The 17,721-nt window shown below is 36.2% G+C and carries 18 protein-coding genes; 6 read left to right on the top strand and 12 right to left on the bottom strand.

Going from position 1 to position 17,721, the window contains the following annotated elements; all coding sequences use genetic code 11:
- Position 1: 1 nt before the first annotated feature.
- From rsmB to def, 3 genes are read right to left on the bottom strand one after another with little or no spacing between them, the layout of a single operon-like run.
- Positions 2-1,414, bottom strand: coding sequence for a 16S rRNA (cytosine(967)-C(5))-methyltransferase RsmB (rsmB, locus tag CEP47_RS08485; protein ID WP_373463107.1), 1,413 nt, complete (start codon positions 1,412-1,414; stop codon positions 2-4).
- A gap of 11 nt (positions 1,415-1,425) precedes the next feature.
- Complete coding sequence (fmt, locus tag CEP47_RS08480; RefSeq protein ID WP_261920053.1) at positions 1,426-2,382, bottom strand: methionyl-tRNA formyltransferase; 957 nt, start codon at positions 2,380-2,382, stop codon at positions 1,426-1,428.
- 35 nt (positions 2,383-2,417) lie between these two features.
- Complete coding sequence (gene def / locus CEP47_RS08475; RefSeq protein ID WP_261920054.1) at positions 2,418-2,933, bottom strand: peptide deformylase; 516 nt, start codon at positions 2,931-2,933, stop codon at positions 2,418-2,420.
- A 239-nt stretch (positions 2,934-3,172) separates the two neighbouring features.
- Here def and dprA point away from each other — a divergent pair, with 239 nt between their 5' ends.
- Positions 3,173-4,357 (top strand): DNA-processing protein DprA, encoded by a 1,185-nt coding sequence (dprA, locus tag CEP47_RS08470; RefSeq protein WP_261920055.1) that lies wholly within the window; start codon positions 3,173-3,175, stop codon positions 4,355-4,357.
- A 109-nt stretch (positions 4,358-4,466) separates the two neighbouring features.
- On the opposite strand, the gene pnuC is transcribed toward dprA, so the two are convergent.
- Entirely contained in the window at positions 4,467-5,153 is a 687-nt protein-coding gene (pnuC, locus tag CEP47_RS08465; protein WP_261920056.1) for a nicotinamide riboside transporter PnuC, read from the bottom strand.
- 278 nt (positions 5,154-5,431) lie between these two features.
- Between pnuC and rapA the strand changes: the two genes are divergently transcribed.
- From rapA to CEP47_RS08440, 5 genes are all read left to right on the top strand, one after another.
- Positions 5,432-8,347, top strand: a complete 2,916-nt coding sequence (gene rapA, locus CEP47_RS08460; protein WP_261920057.1) for an RNA polymerase-associated protein RapA — start codon at positions 5,432-5,434, stop codon at positions 8,345-8,347.
- 2 nt (positions 8,348-8,349) lie between these two features.
- The gene (gene rluA / locus CEP47_RS08455; protein WP_261920058.1) at positions 8,350-9,009 is read left to right on the top strand and encodes a bifunctional tRNA pseudouridine(32) synthase/23S rRNA pseudouridine(746) synthase RluA; all 660 of its coding nucleotides are present in this window, start codon (positions 8,350-8,352) and stop codon (positions 9,007-9,009) included.
- A gap of 108 nt (positions 9,010-9,117) precedes the next feature.
- Positions 9,118-9,750 (top strand): high frequency lysogenization protein HflD, encoded by a 633-nt coding sequence (hflD, locus tag CEP47_RS08450; protein ID WP_261920059.1) that lies wholly within the window; start codon positions 9,118-9,120, stop codon positions 9,748-9,750.
- Between the two features lie 20 nt (positions 9,751-9,770).
- Positions 9,771-11,138, top strand: coding sequence for an adenylosuccinate lyase (purB, locus tag CEP47_RS08445; protein ID WP_261920060.1), 1,368 nt, complete (start codon positions 9,771-9,773; stop codon positions 11,136-11,138).
- A gap of 185 nt (positions 11,139-11,323) precedes the next feature.
- On the top strand, positions 11,324-12,028 hold the full coding sequence (locus tag CEP47_RS08440) for a DUF305 domain-containing protein (protein WP_261920061.1): 705 nt from the start codon (positions 11,324-11,326) through the stop codon (positions 12,026-12,028).
- 151 nt (positions 12,029-12,179) lie between these two features.
- On the opposite strand, the gene iscX is transcribed toward CEP47_RS08440, so the two are convergent.
- Genes iscX through iscR form a run of 8 tightly spaced genes read right to left on the bottom strand, consistent with a single transcriptional unit; the run spans position 12,180 to position 17,690 of the window.
- Positions 12,180-12,377 carry a Fe-S cluster assembly protein IscX gene (gene iscX, locus CEP47_RS08435; protein WP_261920062.1) on the bottom strand — a complete coding sequence of 66 codons (198 nt, stop codon included), beginning with the start codon at positions 12,375-12,377 and terminating at the stop codon, positions 12,180-12,182.
- A 12-nt stretch (positions 12,378-12,389) separates the two neighbouring features.
- On the bottom strand, positions 12,390-12,728 hold the full coding sequence (gene fdx / locus CEP47_RS08430; protein ID WP_261920063.1) for an ISC system 2Fe-2S type ferredoxin: 339 nt from the start codon (positions 12,726-12,728) through the stop codon (positions 12,390-12,392).
- Between the two features lie 15 nt (positions 12,729-12,743).
- Positions 12,744-14,606, bottom strand: coding sequence for a Fe-S protein assembly chaperone HscA (hscA, locus tag CEP47_RS08425; protein ID WP_261920064.1), 1,863 nt, complete (start codon positions 14,604-14,606; stop codon positions 12,744-12,746).
- 16 nt (positions 14,607-14,622) lie between these two features.
- Positions 14,623-15,153: a Fe-S protein assembly co-chaperone HscB gene (gene hscB, locus CEP47_RS08420; protein ID WP_261920065.1), complete on the bottom strand. Its 531-nt coding sequence runs from the start codon at positions 15,151-15,153 to the stop codon at positions 14,623-14,625.
- A gap of 48 nt (positions 15,154-15,201) precedes the next feature.
- Complete coding sequence (gene iscA, locus CEP47_RS08415; RefSeq protein ID WP_261920066.1) at positions 15,202-15,525, bottom strand: iron-sulfur cluster assembly protein IscA; 324 nt, start codon at positions 15,523-15,525, stop codon at positions 15,202-15,204.
- A 58-nt stretch (positions 15,526-15,583) separates the two neighbouring features.
- On the bottom strand, positions 15,584-15,967 hold the full coding sequence (gene iscU / locus CEP47_RS08410) for a Fe-S cluster assembly scaffold IscU (RefSeq protein WP_261920067.1): 384 nt from the start codon (positions 15,965-15,967) through the stop codon (positions 15,584-15,586).
- Positions 15,968-15,988: 21 nt separating this feature from the next.
- Entirely contained in the window at positions 15,989-17,203 is a 1,215-nt protein-coding gene (locus CEP47_RS08405) for an IscS subfamily cysteine desulfurase (protein ID WP_261920068.1), read from the bottom strand.
- Positions 17,204-17,231: 28 nt separating this feature from the next.
- Positions 17,232-17,690, bottom strand: coding sequence for a Fe-S cluster assembly transcriptional regulator IscR (iscR, locus tag CEP47_RS08400; RefSeq protein ID WP_261920069.1), 459 nt, complete (start codon positions 17,688-17,690; stop codon positions 17,232-17,234).
- Between the last annotated feature and the right edge of the window lie 31 nt (positions 17,691-17,721).

The following is a 17,721-nucleotide window of genomic DNA, read 5'->3' as shown; positions in this document are numbered from 1 at the left end:
TTTAGGTTGCTGCCATAGGTAATTTGCGTAATTTGGCATAAAAGAAACCATCACCACCCAACTCGGTTGGTAAAAATTGACAACCATATTCTGAGTTAGAAAGCGTACTTGCTGGTAATTTTGCCGTTAAAGGGATTAATTCTGCATTAGATTGGCGTTGTAAAAAAGCTTTAATCTGTTCGCAATTTTCTTGAGGTAACACGGAACAAGTCGCATATAACAATGTTCCATTCGGCTTTAATTTTTCCCATAATGCGTCTAAGATCTGTGCTTGTAAGTTGACTAATTGAGAAATATCTTCCGCTTGGCGTAACCATTTAATATCAGGATGGCGACGAATAACTCCAGTTGCAGAACAAGGAGCATCAAGTAAAATTTTATCAAAACCACGCTTTTCAGCTATTAGTCCTTGTTGCACTAGTGGGTTCAACCATTGTTCTGGTTGAGTTGCATCACCACAAACGACCGTTGCTGACAACTGCATACGGTGTAAATTTTCTTGCACTCGCTTTAAACGTTGTTGATCAATATCTAATGCAATCACTTTAGCTGTCGGAGCTAATTCTAATAAATGTGATGTTTTTCCACCCGGTGCAGCACAAGCATCTAAAATTAACTCATTTGCCTGTGGTTCTAATAACATTGCTGCCCATTGAGCATTACAATCTTGAACACTAACCTGTCCTTCCTGAAAAGCAGGCAACTGAGTTACCCCCACCGCTTTTTCAAGTAATAAAGCACAGTCTGGTGATTGTGGCACTTGAATCGCCTTAATATTTTGTTGGGCTAATAGGGCTTGATAATCTCTCGCACTGGTATGTTGTTGATTAACACGCAACCACATTGGAGGTTTCTGATTATTTGCACTAATGATCTCTCGCCAATTTGGATAATAAGGCTTGAGAAGATTAATCAACCAATCAGGGTGTAATGTTTGCCAATGTTGATCGACCTTAGGCAAAATCTCTTCTTGTTGACGTAAAAAACGGCGTAATACACCATTTAGCAATGCACGAAAATTGTCAACTTTTAATCCCTTCGCTGCATTTACAACTTCATCTACTGCCGCATGAGCAGGGATACGTGTATAAAGAAGCTGATATAAGCCAACCAATAACAAACAATGAACAATCCTTGTTTTTCCTTTTAATGGCTTATCCAATAACAGTGCTAAAATTTTTTCTAAACGTGGTAATACTCGACAAACACCAAAACAAATTTCCTGCAATAATGCCGCATCTTGTGCTTGTACTTTTCCTTGTAAAGTAGGTAACAATGTAGATAAAGATTTCCCTTGATCTAATACCTGTACTATAACTTGTGCTGCTAATGCACGAGTAGATAATGGTTTAGCCATTTTTGATGAAGTTTTAGATTGTGATGATCTACAACGCTGAGCTTTACGAGAATACATAATATTTCACCTTACTCTAAGACTTTACCAATTTCAAACCAGCTAGCACGACCATTTAAAATATCTTGTGCAGACATTGGTTTTTTCCCTGCTGGCTGTAATTGTAATAAATTCAACACCCCATTCGCAGTGGCAACTTGAATACCATTCTTATCTGCTTTTAAAATTGTACCAGGAAGCTGATTAACCGCTGGTAAAACACTCGCTTGATACACCTTTAACGTTTGCTCTTTTCCTGTTTCATCGATTAATGTAAACCAACTGATTGGCCAAGGATTAAAAGCACGAATACAGCGTTCTAATGCTACGGCAGAAAGCGTCCAATCTAACCGAGCTTCTTCTTTACTTAATTTATCTGCATAAGTAGCCAAATTCTCATCTTGTGGCTCAGCTGGAAATTGCCCTTGTTCTAAGCCATCTAAAACATCAATTAAAGCTTGTGGTGCTAATCTAGCTAATTTTTGATATAGCGTTGTCGATGTATCATTCATCTCAATCTGACACTTCACCTTATAGAGCATCGCCCCCGTATCTAACCCTTCATCCATTTGCATAATGGTTATACCTGTTTCTTGATCACCTGCCCAAAGCGAACGTTGAATCGGTGCTGCACCTCGCCAACGAGGTAGTAGTGAACCGTGAACGTTTAAGCAGCCCAAACGAGGTAGATCAAGCACTGCTTTAGGTAAAATTAAACCATAAGCAACCACCACCATAACATCAGCATTAAGTGTAGCCAGCTCTTGTTGTGCTTCCACTTTGCGTAACGATTTAGGTTGATAAACAGGTAAATTATGTTGTAAAGCTAACTGCTTAACTGCACTTTGTTGCAATTTTTTACCTCGCCCTGCAGGTTTATCAGGTTGAGTATAGACTGCAACAACATTGTGATGAGAATTCAACAAAGCTTGTAAATGCTGAGCCGCAAAATCTGGCGTGCCAGCAAAGATAATATTAAGTGGTTTCATAATGTTCTACGTTATGTAAATGGTGGTGAGTAAAATTATTTCTTGTTTCGAGCTAACTGTTTTTTATATTTCAATAGTTTTTCTTTAACCCGATTCTGTTTCAATGGTGAGAGATAATCAATAAACATCACTCCGTTTAAATGATCAATTTCATGTTGAATACAAATCGCCAAAAGGTCGTCTGCTTCTAAAGTAAAAGGCTTACCATGACGATCTAACGCTTTGATTTTAATCTTTTCTTTTCGAGGTACTAAAGCACGGTATCCCGGTACTGAAAGGCAACCTTCTTCAATACCTGTTTCACCACAGCTTTCTAAAATTTCAGGGTTAATCAATACCAATTGTTCTTGTTTATCACCAGCAAGATCAATCGTAATAATCCGTTGATGACGATCAACTTGGGTGGCAGCTAAGCCAATACCTTGCTCTTGGTACATAGTTTCAAACATATCATCAATAAAAGATCTGACTTCATCATCAACCACTTCGACTGGCTGTGCAACTGTTCGTAAACGTTCATCGGGATAACATAAGACTTCTAATAACGCCATAATTTTTTTCCATTAGTAAAGAGTTGTTGCAACATTCTACTGGTTTTTCCAGCACTTTTTAAGCATTAGCCAAAATTTGTCGGAAAATTTCTTTTTCGTGGACTATCCTAAAATGGTGATCATCTAGATAGTAATAAATAGCTTTTGCGATCTTCCTTCCAAAATAGATTTCATTATCTCGTCAGATCAAACAAAGCAGATTAATTTATCTGTTCACACACAAAACCAGAGAATACAATATGTACGATTTAGCGGAACTGTTACGCCTTAGTCTAGTACCACAAATAGGCGTGGTAAAAATCCAACAACTTTTAGCACAAATCTCATTATCAGAATTATCTTGCTATTCAGCCAAAGAATTACAACAAATAGGTTGGAAAGAAAATCAAATTCACGCTTGGCTGAAGCCTAAGCAAGCGATCATTGACAAAACATTAGAATGGCAACAACAACCGCAACAACATATTCTGACGATTTTTGATCCTATTTATCCCCCTTTATTAAAACAAATTCCAGCACCACCGCCCCTTCTTTATATCAAAGGAAATCTTGAGAGTCTGAATACCGCCCAGATTGCAATGGTGGGCAGTCGCCACTGTTCTCGTTATGGTGAACAACTTGCCATTCAATTTGCCACGGAACTAACTCAGCATAACTTAACCATTACCAGTGGTTTAGCCATTGGTATTGATAGCCTTAGTCATCAAGCCACTTTACAAGCTCAGGGCGTTACCATTGCTGTATTAGGCAATGGATTAAACCGAATCTACCCATATCGGCATCAAAAACTAGCCCAACAAATTATTGAACAAGGAGGAGCATTAGTCTCAGAATTACTCCCAAACATACCACCTATTGCCGAAAATTTTCCTCGCCGTAATCGGATTATCAGTGGCCTTACACTCGGTACATTAGTAGTTGAAGCGACAGAAAAAAGTGGTTCTCTTATCACTGCTCGTTATGCGTTAGAACAAAATAGAGAGGTATTTGCCATTCCCGGGGCTTTATATAATGGTCACAGTCAAGGGTGCCATCAATTAATTAAACAAGGAGCTTGGTTAGTCGAAAATGTGAAAGATATTTTAGATATTCTTTCTTCCCAATTTTTACACGATTATCTTCATCAATCGCTACTTGAACAAAATTTTACTGATACTCTCCGTCCATCATCTCTGGAAGACCTAAAAACAGCCCCTATTTCCAATCTTAATAGCCCAAAAGCTCCCTCATCACCACCCATAGAACCACAAATACCACCCGAATATCTCACGCTTTATCAACATCTTAGCACCACGCCAATACCGCCAGATGACCTTGCTACAAATCTTAAAATTACAATCCCAGAGTTATTACCCGCACTGCTAGAACTTGAGTTACAAGGGGTCATTAAACAAGTCGAGGGAGGGTATGTGAAACTATTTTAAATGATATATTTTGCCATTATTTTTATCTTCGACTGATATTTACCTTTATTAGTAAAAACACCACACTAAATAAAAAATTAGGAATTATCTAATAATTCCTAATTAAATTTTATTCTTCCACTGTGTTTTGTTTTGATAATTTCGTCCAGTTGTAATAGCCATATAAAGCATTTAACAAATAAGCAGTGTACATAATATAAATTGCTGCCGTATCAGCCCATAAAATAATTGATAAAATATTAATAATAATCCATAAAATCCATTGTTCTCGATAACGAAGCAACATTAATATTTGTGCTGCCACAACTAAAACAGTTGTAACCCCATCAAGGCTGGCAGATTGAGCATCTGTTGTTTTTAAAATAGAAATAAAAACGATTGAACTTACAATGATCGCTAAAATAGTCAAAATCCAAGATTTAGTCGTTAATACTTTTGCTTGAACATTTTCATCAAGCCCCTCTTTACCTCTTCGCATATGTTCTTTCCATAGAAAATACCCTATAAATTGTGCTGGAATATAAACATAAAGCGTCGTGGTTAATTCACCATAAAATTTATTATCCCAAGAAACATAAAAATAGGAATAGGCAAAAATCAAACCAAATATATAGTTACTAATTTTACCTTTACTCACAAAGACCACATTAATAATACCTGCAATCCCTGCTATCATAGCTAATACTGAATCTGGCTGATAAATATATACTCCAATTTGTAACGCTAAAAAGAGTAATAACCAACAAGCCTCAAATTTTGTCCAACCACTGAATAATTCATGTTTCAATGCTGTCATAATGTTTATAGTAACCTCTAAAAATAAAATATCCTTCAGAAACTATTTTGATATTAAAAAGCTTAAATGTAAATTATTTCACTCGCTTTTTAGAAAGAGATCACACATTTTTCTTTTATTATTCATCAAGAATAAACAGGTTCTGTTTTTCTTTTGTTGGAGATCTCGTTACAATAGCCGACTTATTTTTTGTTTAACCTAAGATTAAGTTAGGTTATGTCATTTTTATTCAAATAGTTATTCAATACATAGAAAAAGAAACAAGAGAAATTGAAATTATGTCGTTTGTAGTGGGACAACGCTGGATTAGCGAAAGTGAAAATAATTTAGGACTTGGTTTAGTTATTGGAGTTGATGCTCGTACTGTAACTTTTTTATTTCCTGCTGCCGATGAGCAAAGGGTATATGCGTTAGCAGCAGCACCAATGACTCGAGTGTTGTTTCAAGAAAACGATATTATCACTCATCACGAAGGTTGGCAGGCAAAAGTCATTGATGTTATGCAAAATAATGACTGTGCATTATATCTTGTTAAACGTTTAGATACCGATGAAGAAGCCGTAATGAAAGAGATGGATCTAGCACATCAATTAACTTTCAGTAAACCCCAAGATCGTCTCTATTCGGCTCAAATTGATCGTAGTGATCGCTTTGCACTACGTTATCGGGCATTACAACATCAACAAGCCCAATTTCAATCGCCATTACGTGGTTTACGTGGTACACGTGCTAGCCTTATTCCACATCAATTACATATTGCCAAAGAAGTTGGTCAACGCATCGCACCAAGAGTATTACTTGCTGATGAAGTGGGATTAGGTAAAACCCTTGAAGCGGGTATGATTTTACAACAACAATTATTTCTTGGCAGAGTAGAAAGAGTATTAATCTTAGTGCCAGATAGTTTGCAACATCAATGGTTAGTTGAAATGCTACGTCGCTTTAATTTGCATTTCTCCCTCTTTGATGAAGAACGTTGCCAAGAATTAGATCGTAAAGAAGAAAACGGCAGAAGTATCAAGGTTAATCCATTTAATAGTGAATCATTCGTGATTTGCTCGATTGATTGGCTAATATCACAGCCTAATCGTATGGCAGAACTCACCGATGCCGATTGGGATATGTTAATTGTCGATGAAGCTCACCACCTAGAATGGGATCAACACTCACCAAGTATGGCATATCAACTGGTGGAACAACTAGCCAATACAATTCCTGCTATCTTATTACTTACCGCAACCCCAGAACAATTGGGACAAGAAAGCCATTTTGCACGGTTACGTTTACTTGATAAAAATCGCTTTTATGATTACACGGCGTTTGTAGAAGAACAGAAACATTATCAACCAGTTGCAATGGCAGTAAATACTTTACTCAGCGATACTCCCTTAACTACCACAGAACAAAATAATCTCTGTGAACTGTTATCAGAGCAAGATATTGAACCATTACTAAAAATCATTAATGCACAAACACTCTCTTCAGAAGAGCGTTTCAATGCTCGACAAGAGTTAATTCGCAACCTGATCGATCGCCATGGTACTAGCCGTTTACTTTTCCGTAACACTCGCCAAGGTGTCAAAGGGTTTCCACAACGTCAATTACACCAAATTAAATTAGCATTACCAAAACAGTATCAAAATGCGTTAAAAGTACTGACTCTTTTAGGTGAAAAAATTGAGAATGGGACACTTTATCCCGAACAAGTTTTCCAAAAACTTAATCCTGATGCTACTTGGTGGGAATTTGATCCTCGGATCGAATGGTTAATCACCTTTTTAAAAAATCACCGAGATGAGAAAGTACTGGTTATTTGCCAACACGCAACAACAGCAATCCAATTAGAACAAATTCTACGAGAAAAAGAAGCGATTCGTTCAGCCGTATTCCACGAAAAAATGTCAATTGTAGAACGAGATCGTGCCGCTGCCTATTTTGCTCAACAGGAAGAAGGGGCACAGGTTTTATTAAGTTCTAATATTGGTTCGGAAGGGCGTAATTTCCAGTTTGCTTGCCATTTAGTGCTATTTAATTTACCAAACAACCCTGATTTACTAGAGCAATGTATTGGACGTTTAGATCGAATTGGACAAACACGTGATATTCAAATTCATGTTCCTTATTTTGATCAAACTTCACAAATGATCTTATGCGAATGGTACCACCAAGGGCTAAACGCATTTGAAGAAACCTGTCCAATGGGTTCAGCAATTTTTGCCAAATATCAAACAAAACTCGCCGAATACTTACAAAATTTACCTGAAACAGATGAATTTTCAGCCTTTGTAGCAGAAACCTATAAAACACAACAAAAACTAAAAGCCGAATTAGAACAGGGGCGAGATCGTTTATTAGAGTTAAATTCTAATGGTGGAGACGATGCACAATTATTAGCAAGTCAGATTGCTCAACAAGATAATACCCCTGAATTAATTAATTTTACACTCAACCTCTTTGATATTATTGGCTTAGAACAAGAAGATTTAGGGGAAGATAGCATCGTAATTAGCCCTAGTGGCAATATGTTAATCCCTGACTTTCCGGGCTTAAAAGAAGAAGGGAGTACGGTAACCTTCAATCGTTCATTAGCATTAGCTCGAGAAGATTTAGAGTTTCTTACTTGGGATCATCCAATGATTCGCAATGGTATCGATCTAATTACCAGTGGCGATATTGGTAAAACAGCTGTATGTTTATTACCTCACAAAGGCTTACCAGCAGGAACACTGTTACTTGAATTAATCTATATTATTGAAGCACAAGCTCCAAAAGGGTTACAACTGACACGTTTCTTACCACCAACACCAGTGCGATTATTACTCGACCTGAAAGGGAATAATTTGGGTGAACAAGTCTCTTTTAACGGATTAGAGAAACAACTTAAACCACTGAATAAAAAAATGGCAAATAAAGTGGTTAAAATGGCGAAAGATGATATTGAACGTTTATTAAAAACAGGGAATGAGTTAATAACGCCACTTGCAGAGAGAATTATTACTCAAGCCACACAACAAGCAAATGAAACCTTATCAGCAGAATTACAACGTTTAACTGCTTTACAAGCAGTGAACAAAAATATTCGAGCAGATGAAATTACCGCTTTAGAAGAAGCACAAGCACTCTCACTATCCCATTTAGCACAAGCCAACTGGTATTTAGATAGTCTTCGAGTCATCATTAGTAATAAGGAATAAGAATGGCATTGCTTGCATATCACCCACCAATGGAACCTTGGCTAGAGATAGTTTACCAAGATAACCATATTGCAGTGATCAACAAACCAAGTGGTTTACTTTCCGTTCCCGGCAATCGCCCTGAATATCACGACAGTGCAATGAGTCGAGTAGCACAAAAATTCGGTTTTACTGAACCTGCCCACCGTTTAGATATGGCAACCAGTGGTATTCTACTGTTTGCTTTATCCAAGGCAGCAGAAAAAGAACTTAAACGCCAATTTCGTGAAAGAGAACCGAAAAAACATTATCAAGCCTTAGTATGGGGGCATTTAACACAAGATCAGGGGGAAATAAATTTCCCTCTAATTTGTGATTGGGAAAATCGTCCAAGACAACGCATTGATTTCACGCTCGGTAAAAAAGCGATCACTCAATACCAAGTGCTAGAGCGGTATCCTAATAATACCACTCGAGTTAAATTAACTCCGATAACAGGACGATCTCACCAGTTAAGAGTGCATATGTTAGCATTAGGGCATCCTATTCTAGGCGATAAATTTTATGCCCCACCTTTTGCCAGAAAGTTATCTTCTCGTTTATGCCTACACGCAGAACAGTTGACGATCACCCACCCGATCACTGGAGAATTAATGACATTTAATCTACCTGCTCAGTTTTAATCTGACTGAAAAATTGATAATCAAATCAATTTAATGTTTATAATGATTAGCAATAACTTTTATTTTTAAATTGACCGTTTTTAAAGAATTAGAGAGGATTTTGGAGGTATGAGTAATTATCGTGATATGGCTTTAGCACTTGCAGGAGTATGCCAAGTCGCTAAATTAGTCCAACAATTTGCATATCAAGGCACTGCCGATCAAACTGCACTAACAACCAGTTTAAACAGCCTATTAATCTTGACACCAGATACAACACTTTCTGTTTATACTGATGTAGCAAACTTAAACTTAGGTCTGACCATATTACTTGAACAACTGACTGGCAATCAAAGTAGTTTTAATAACGAAATTAGCCGATATTGGATTGGATTACTTGCTTTAGAAAGTAAATTAGAACGCAATATAAACGCTAAAACAGAACTTGCAAAACGCATTCAATTTTTACCAAACCAAATTCCTTTATTTGATAATAATATTACCCACGAACAAGCATTAAAAATATTAGCTGGTATATATAGCGATATTATTAGTCCTTTAGGAACTAAAATCCAAGTTAAAGGCTCAATAGAAAAATTAAAAACCCCTTATATTCAAGACAGTATTCGGGCAGTATTGTTAGCTGGTATTCGTTCTGCTGTTTTATGGCGACAAAGCGGTGGTTCAAAATGGAAACTGTTATTTTCTCGTCGCAAACTGATTGATGCTGCAAAAAAACTTTATACCGAATCATTATCTTAAAAAATAATTATGGAGAACCTATGCAATTAACCCCTTTAACCGCTGTTTCACCAATAGATGGACGCTACCAAAACAAAACCACAAAGTTAGGTGATATTTTTAGTGAATTTGGTTTATTAAAATATCGAGTTATCGTTGAAATCCGTTGGCTACAAAAATTAGCTCATACCAGTGAAATAAAAGAAGTTGCTCCCCTTTCTGATGACGCAAATCGCTATTTAGAACACCTTATCACCCATTTCAATTTAAGTGATGCAGAAAGAATTAAAGAAATCGAAAAAACTACTAATCACGATGTTAAAGCGGTTGAGTACTTTTTAAAAGAAAAATGTCAGCAACTCCCAGAGTTAGCACAAGTCAGCGAATTTATTCATTTTGCTTGTACATCAGAAGATATTAATAATCTTTCTCACGCTTTGATGTTAAAAACTGCTTGCCAACACATTCTTTTTCCTGAATGGCAACAACTCATTACTCAAATTACACAACTTGCCAGTAAATATAAAGCGGTTCCACTTTTATCTCGCACTCACGGGCAACCTGCGACTCCAACAACCTTAGGCAAGGAAATGGCAAATACGGTTTATCGTTTACAACGCCAATTAAAACAATTAGAACAAATTGAGATCCTCGGGAAAATAAATGGTGCAGTAGGAAATTATAATGCTCATATTTCAGCCTACCCAGAAATTAATTGGCATCAATTTAGCCAAGAATTTGTTGAAAGTTTAGGAATTAAATGGAATCCATATACCACCCAAATTGAACCGCATGACTACATTGCTGAGTTATTTGATTGCATTAGCCGTTTTAATACGATCCTCATTGATTTTAATCGAGATATATGGGGCTATATTTCTGTTGGACATTTCAAACAAAAAACGGTTGCGGGTGAAATTGGTTCATCAACAATGCCACATAAAGTTAACCCGATTGATTTTGAAAATTCAGAAGGCAACTTAGGTTTAGCCAATGCAATTATGCAACACTTAGGGCAAAAATTACCTATTTCTCGTTGGCAACGTGATTTAACTGATTCAACTGTGTTACGTAATTTAGGTGTTGGATTGGGTTACTGTTTAATCGCATATACCTCAACCTGCAAAGGAATTAGCAAATTAGAAGTAAACCAACCTCATTTACTCGCTGAACTCGATCAAAATTGGGAAGTATTAGCAGAACCAATTCAAACGGTGATGCGACGTTATGGCATCGAAAAACCGTACGAAAAATTAAAAGAACTCACCCGAGGAAAAAAAGTTGATCAACAAGCCATACAACAGTTTATTGATCAATTAGAATTACCATTCGCTGAAAAAGAACGTTTAAAACAACTTACCCCAGCTAATTATCTCGGACTAGCCGAAGAATTAGTTAATTTATTATAGAATTAAATATAATCATTCGATTTAATTTATATAAAATACGGCTATTTTGAATATTATGTTATAAAGTATCAGAATTTTATTTTTTTATCTATTTGTAAAAAAGATAAAATAAGATTATAGATACTTTATTTCATAATACGCTATGCTAGAATTCATTTCCCTTCAAAATATATGAGGATTCAGAAATGAAATTAAAACTTACTTCCCTTTTTCTCTCGATATTAGGCTGTTCTATCTATATTAATGGATATGCTGAAAATCACAACTCACATAACTCTGGGCATCAGGCAAACTATAATCATACTAGTAATACTAACCATACCGCACATAATAGCCATTCAGTACATACGCTTAATTCAGATGATATTTCCGCTCAAATTGCTAATAGTATGCACGCAGAGATGATGAAAACCCCTTATTCAGAAAGTGGCGATATTGAAAAAGATTATCTGGCAAATATGATCCCACACCATCAAGGTGCGATTGATTCATCAAAAATTTTATTAAAATATACGAAAAATCCGAAATTAATTAAGATTGCAAAAAATATTATTAAAACCCAAGAAGCAGAAGTTGCTTTATTTAAACAAATATTAGCTAAGAAAGACTATACAACGACCAAAATTTCAAAACAAGAATATCAAAATTTTGTTAATCAAAGTAAAAATTCTATGAATGAAATGATGGTTGCGATGATGGTTAAATCCAGTGGAAATATTGATAAAGATTTCTTAATTAGTATGATTCCACATCATCAAGGTGCTATTCAAGCATCATATCAAATACTTGCTTTAACCAAAGATAAAAAAGTAAAAGAAATTGCAGAACAAATTATCAAAGAACAACAACTAGAAATTAAAGAATTTTCAGATCTAATCAATACACTATAATTTAAATTTATATGCCTATATCTTAATATTATTTTAGGATATAGGTTTTCTTTTATCTAATAAATATTTTAAATTCTTTATTTATTTTTCCATCAAACTAAAAAGACTGAATAATAATATTCAGTCTTTTTAGTTGAAATATTAGTTTAGATTAATCATCAAATTCATCTAACCAACACAACAAAATTGCTTCTAAGATTTTTTCATTTGATTTTTCTGGGTCATCATCAAACCCTTCTAATTCACAAATCCAACGATGTAGATCAGTAAACCTCACCGTTTTTGGATCTAAATCAGGAAACTTATCATAAAGTTCTTCCGCAATTTGCTGACTATCTTGCCATTTCATTTTTGTTTCCTTTTAATGTTCTTCTCGAGCATGATTCACTGTATAACGAGGAATATCAACAACTAGGTCTTCATCACCTACTATTGCTTGACAGCTTAAGCGGCTATCCACTTCTAATCCCCAAGCTTTATCTAACATATCATCTTCTAAATCTGTGCTATCATTCAAAGAATCAAATCCTTCCCGTACAACAACATGGCAAGTGGTACAAGCACAAGATTTTTCACAAGCATGTTCAATTTCTATTCCTGAGCGTAATGCTGCATCAAGAATACTTTCTCCAGTTTCAGCTTCAACAACCATTCCTTCTGGACAAAGTTCAGTATTTGGTAAAAATACAATTTTAGGCATAATTCTTTCCTTACTCTATTTAGACGTTGTTTCTAATTGTTCTAGCGATTGCCCGGATAAGGCTTTCTTAATAGATTGATCCATTCGCCGAGCTGCAAACTCTCTTGTCGCAAGATCTACCTCTTTAATCGCAAGCATAATTTGGCTGCTTGTTCCTTGCTGTTTAGTCTGTTCTAAATGGTTTAACGCACGATCAACAACTTGCCGTTCCTGCTCTGTTAATAATTGTTGGTCAGCCGCTAACGCTGATCTTACGCTTTCCAATACCCGATCTGCTTCAACTCGTTGCTCGGCTAACTCTCTTGCTTGCATGTCTGTTTTTGCATTCTGCAATGAGGATTGGATCATTTGGCTAATTTCTTCATCGGTTAAACCATAAGAAGGTTTAACTTGAATTGAAGATTGTATGCCAGTTGATTTTTCCATTGCAGTTACACTCAATAGCCCATCAGCATCAACTTGATATGTAACACGGATATGTGCCGCACCCGCAACCATTGGTGGAATACCACGTAAACTAAAGCGAGCTAATGAACGACAATCTGCCACCAGTTCTCGCTCTCCTTGCACGATATGTACAGACATTGCAGTTTGACCATCTTTAAAGGTGGTAAACTCCTGTGCTCTGGCTACTGGAATAGTCGTATTCCGTGGAATAATTTTCTCAACTAATCCTCCCATCGTCTCAATCCCTAATGAAAGAGGAATAACATCAAGTAATAACATATCACTGTCAGGTTTATTACCAACTAGAATATCCGCTTGAATTGCTGCTCCTAACGCTACAACTTTATCGGGATCAATACTTGTCAATGGTGCTTTACCAAAAAAAGTAGCAACTTGCTGACGTACAAAAGGCACACGGGTTGAACCACCGACCATCACAGTTGCAACCACTTCTTCTAAACTAACCCCTGCATCTTTCAATGCTCGCCGACATGCCATTAATGAACGTTTAACCAACGGCTGAATTAATAAATTAAATTGCTCTTGAGTAACAATAACTTTAGATCCTTGCCACTCAATCTCACAAGAAGCTTGTTGAGATAATTGAATTTTAGTTTGAATCGCTAACTCTAATAACTGGCGTTTTTGTTGCGAATCTTGAGGTGCTTTTTGCGTTTGTTCAACAATATAATCAGCTAATAAATGATCAAAATCATCACCACCTAATGCAGTATCACCACCAGTCGCTAAAACTTCAAAAACGCCTTTGTTTAAACGTAAAATGGAAATATCAAAAGTACCACCACCTAAGTCATAAACTGCGATTACCCCTTCTTGCCCACTATCTAAACCATAAGCGATTGCTGCTGCGGTTGGTTCATTTAATAAGCGTAAAACATTTAATCCAGCTAAACGAGCCGCATCTTTGGTGCTTTGACGTTGAGCATCATCAAAATATGCAGGCACAGTAATCACACAACCGACTAATTCTCCTCCTAGACGTTTTTCAGCAAAACTTGCTAGATGTTTAAGAATATCTGCCGATACTTCGATTGGACTACGTAAGCCTTGAGGGGTAGATAATAGCGGTAAACCATTTTCACTAGCTTGGAGTTGATAAGGTAAATGAGGGTAGCGTTGTGTAATATCAGCTAAACTACGTCCAATTAAACGTTTCACGGAAATAACAGTATTTTGCGGATCGATGACCGCTTTCTCTGCTGCGAGCTTACCAACTAAAACCTGATTTTCAGCATAATGAACTATTGAAGGCGTTAATACTTGATTTTGTTCATCAAGTAAAATTTGACTACTGCCACTTTGTACACTAGCAACCAACGAATTTGTAGTGCCTAAATCAATACCTACCGCTAAACGATGTTGATGAGGAGCAGCACTCTTACCCGGTTCTGCTATTTGTAGTAATGCCATAATTTATTCCATTTATTTAGAAATCGAACAATTTTTCTTCTAAGCGTTCTATTTCTTGTTGCAATTTTTTAATAAATTTTAATCTATCTATAATTTGTTTAACAGTTTCCCACTGTTTCTGAGCTAATTGCAAACGTAATTGTTCTGTTTGTTGTTGTTGTAATTCTTCCACGTCTTGTTGCAAACTATTTAACTCTGCTGATATATCCGTTGATTGTGCTTGCTGTTCTAACGCTTCTAACTGCTCTCGCCAAGCCATTTGTTGCATCAAAAAAGTGAGATCCTGATTAGTCTGTTCAGTAGCCACCGCTTGTTGCGTACCTATTGCTAAAATCGCTTCTGCTCGGGATATCGGATCTTTTAAGATTTGATAAGCATCATTAATTTGTGAAGAACGTTGTAATGCTAAACGTTGTTGTTGTTCATCTGTTGCCGTAAAATTATCTGGATGTAAATTTTTCTGTAAAGCAAGGTAACGTTGTGATAGTTGTTCAAGATTCAGATCAAACTCAACAGCCAGTTCAAAAATATCAAAGGGGGTTTGCATAATTTAAACATTCTCTTAGGTAAGCAAATTTAATTCGAAAGGCTAAAATTAAACGTGGAAACTTTCACCACAACCGCATTCTTCTTTTACATTTGGATTGGTAAATTTAAACCCTTCGTTTAAACCTTCTTTGACAAAATCTAATTGTGTACCATCTAAATAGACTAAACTTTTAGCATCAACAATAATCTTAACATCATACTGTTCAAAAACTTGATCATCTTCATTCAACTCATCAACAAATTCAAGAACATAAGCTAAACCTGAACAACCTGATGTTTTTACGCCTAAACGTAAACCAATACCTTTGCCTCGATTTTGCAAAAAATGTTGCACCCGTGTTGCTGCACTTTCAGTTAATGTAATCGCCATAATTCTCCCGATAATAGAAACCCTTTCTAACTCTTATAAGCTAGAAAGGGAGATTCAATTATTTCTGTTTTTTTGCTTTATAATCTGCAATCGCTGCTTTAATCGCATCTTCCGCAAGAATTGAACAGTGTACTTTTACTGGTGGTAATTCTAGTTCTGCCGCAATATCACTATTTTTGATTGCTTGTGCTTCATCTAACGATTTACCTTTTACCCATTCAGTAATTAACGAACTTGAGGCAATTGCTGAACCACAACCGTAAGTTTTAAATTTAGCATCTTCAATAATACCGTCATCATTAACTTTAATTTGTAGTTGCATTACATCACCACAAGCAGGGGCACCCACCATTCCACTACCAACAGTTGGATCTTTTTTATCAAATGATCCTACATTACGTGGGTTTTCATAATGATCAATCACTTTTTCACTATAAGCCATTATATACTCCTTTGCTACCTATTAATGAGCCGTCCATTCAACAGTATTGAAATCAATCCCTTCTTTGTACATATCCCAAAGTGGCGATAAATCACGTAATTTGTTTACCGCTTTTTTGACTAATTCAATCGTATAATCAATTTCTTCTTCGGTGGTATAACGTCCAACGCTGAAACGAATTGAACTATGTGCCAATTCATCATTTAATCCTAAAGCACGTAAAACATAAGAAGGTTCTAAACTTGCAGAAGTACAAGCCGATCCTGATGATACTGCAATATCACGTAAAGACATCATTAACGATTCGCCTTCTACATAATTAAAGCTAATATTTAAGTTACTACCAATACGATGCTCTAAAGAACCATTGACATAAACTTCTTCAATATCTTTTAATCCGTTATATAAACGATCACGTAAAGCAGTTAAACGTGGCATTTCAGTTGCCATTTCTTCTTTACAAATACGGTATGCTTCACCCATACCTACAATTTGATGCACCGCCAAGGTACCAGAACGCATACCTCTTTCATGGCCGCCACCGTGAATTAAAGCTTCTAAACGTACTCTTGGTTTACGGCGAACATATAATGCCCCGATACCTTTAGGTCCGTATAATTTATGAGCAGACATTGACATTAAATCAACTTTTAATTCAGCTAAATTAATTGGTAATTTACCCACTGATTGGGTCGCATCAACGTGGAAAATAATTTTCCGTTCACGGCAAATTTCACCAATCTTTTCAATATCTTGAATAACACCAATTTCATTATTAACATGCATAATTGATACTAAAATAGTATCTTCACGCATTGCTGCTTTTAATTTTTCTAAATCAATTAATCCGTCAGATTCTGGTGCAAGGTAAGTGACTTCAAAACCTTCTCGCTCTAATTGACGGCAAGTATCTAATACTGCTTTATGCTCTGTTTTACAAGTAATAATATGCTTGCCTTTATTTTGATAAAAATGAGCTACACCTTTAATGGCTAAATTATCAGATTCTGTTGCCCCTGATGTAAAAACAATCTCACGAGAATCCGCTCCAATTAAATCGGCAATATGGTTACGGGCAATATCCACCGCTTCTTCTGCTTGCCAACCAAACTTATGCGAACGAGAAGCTGGGTTACCAAAATTCCCATTAAAAGTCATATATTCCATCATTTTTTTTGCTACACGTTCATCAACAGGGCAAGTAGCAGAATAATCCAAATAAATTGGTAGTTTCATTTTATACTCCTAGCAAGATGGTGATATCTTAACGATTAATCACCTTAAAATCGTTATTATGGTTATGCTTACAACTCTGTTTTACTCTTTGTGCATTAACCAATTCAGCCACGGTAATACCGTTTAAAAAATCTTCAATTCGTTCACTTAACTGCTCCCATAATGAGTGCGTTAAGCACCGAACACCACCTTGGCAATTGGCATGTCCACGGCATTTTGTCGCCATAATATTTTCATTTACAGCAAGAATTATCATACCGATAGAAATGTCAGCACTATCATAGCCAAGCTGATATCCCCCACCCGGTCCTCTCACACTTCGTACCAAGCCTTTACGGCGTAATTTTGCAAATAGTTGCTCTAAATACGAAAGCGAGATCTTTTGTCGTTCAGAAATATCGGATAATGTAACTGGCCCTTGAGCTGAATTTAATGCAATATCTAACATTGCTGTAACTGCATAACGCCCTTTTGAAGTCAATTTCATGCCAAAATTCCTGAACAAATAGCTAAACCAA

Origin of the sequence: Mergibacter septicus, assembly GCF_003265225.1 — a bacterium.
GTDB lineage: Bacteria > Pseudomonadota > Gammaproteobacteria > Enterobacterales > Pasteurellaceae > Mergibacter > Mergibacter septicus.
This window is presented reverse-complemented; position numbering and strand designations above follow the sequence as displayed.

Excerpts from the sequence above, each read along its gene's own strand:
- fmt (WP_261920053.1), bottom strand. The coding sequence starts at position 2,382 with ATGAAACCACTTAATATTATCTTTGCTGGCACGCCAGATTTTGCGGCT.
- rluA (WP_261920058.1), top strand. The coding sequence starts at position 8,350 with ATGGCATTGCTTGCATATCACCCACCAATGGAACCTTGGCTAGAGATA.
- pnuC (WP_261920056.1), bottom strand. The coding sequence starts at position 5,153 with ATGACAGCATTGAAACATGAATTATTCAGTGGTTGGACAAAATTTGAG.
- iscU (WP_261920067.1), bottom strand. The coding sequence starts at position 15,967 with ATGGCTTATAGTGAAAAAGTGATTGATCATTATGAAAACCCACGTAAT.
- hscA (WP_261920064.1), bottom strand. The coding sequence starts at position 14,606 with ATGGCATTACTACAAATAGCAGAACCGGGTAAGAGTGCTGCTCCTCAT.
- CEP47_RS08405 (WP_261920068.1), bottom strand. The coding sequence starts at position 17,203 with ATGAAACTACCAATTTATTTGGATTATTCTGCTACTTGCCCTGTTGAT.
- purB (WP_261920060.1), top strand. The coding sequence starts at position 9,771 with ATGCAATTAACCCCTTTAACCGCTGTTTCACCAATAGATGGACGCTAC.
- iscA (WP_261920066.1), bottom strand. The coding sequence starts at position 15,525 with ATGGCGATTACATTAACTGAAAGTGCAGCAACACGGGTGCAACATTTT.
- def (WP_261920054.1), bottom strand. The coding sequence starts at position 2,933 with ATGGCGTTATTAGAAGTCTTATGTTATCCCGATGAACGTTTACGAACA.
- iscX (WP_261920062.1), bottom strand. The coding sequence starts at position 12,377 with ATGAAATGGCAAGATAGTCAGCAAATTGCGGAAGAACTTTATGATAAG.
- iscR (WP_261920069.1), bottom strand. The coding sequence starts at position 17,690 with ATGAAATTGACTTCAAAAGGGCGTTATGCAGTTACAGCAATGTTAGAT.
- fdx (WP_261920063.1), bottom strand. The coding sequence starts at position 12,728 with ATGCCTAAAATTGTATTTTTACCAAATACTGAACTTTGTCCAGAAGGA.
- rsmB (WP_373463107.1), bottom strand. The coding sequence starts at position 1,414 with ATGTATTCTCGTAAAGCTCAGCGTTGTAGATCATCACAATCTAAAACT.
- rapA (WP_261920057.1), top strand. The coding sequence starts at position 5,432 with ATGTCGTTTGTAGTGGGACAACGCTGGATTAGCGAAAGTGAAAATAAT.
- hscB (WP_261920065.1), bottom strand. The coding sequence starts at position 15,153 with ATGCAAACCCCCTTTGATATTTTTGAACTGGCTGTTGAGTTTGATCTG.
- hflD (WP_261920059.1), top strand. The coding sequence starts at position 9,118 with ATGAGTAATTATCGTGATATGGCTTTAGCACTTGCAGGAGTATGCCAA.
- dprA (WP_261920055.1), top strand. The coding sequence starts at position 3,173 with ATGTACGATTTAGCGGAACTGTTACGCCTTAGTCTAGTACCACAAATA.
- CEP47_RS08440 (WP_261920061.1), top strand. The coding sequence starts at position 11,324 with ATGAAATTAAAACTTACTTCCCTTTTTCTCTCGATATTAGGCTGTTCT.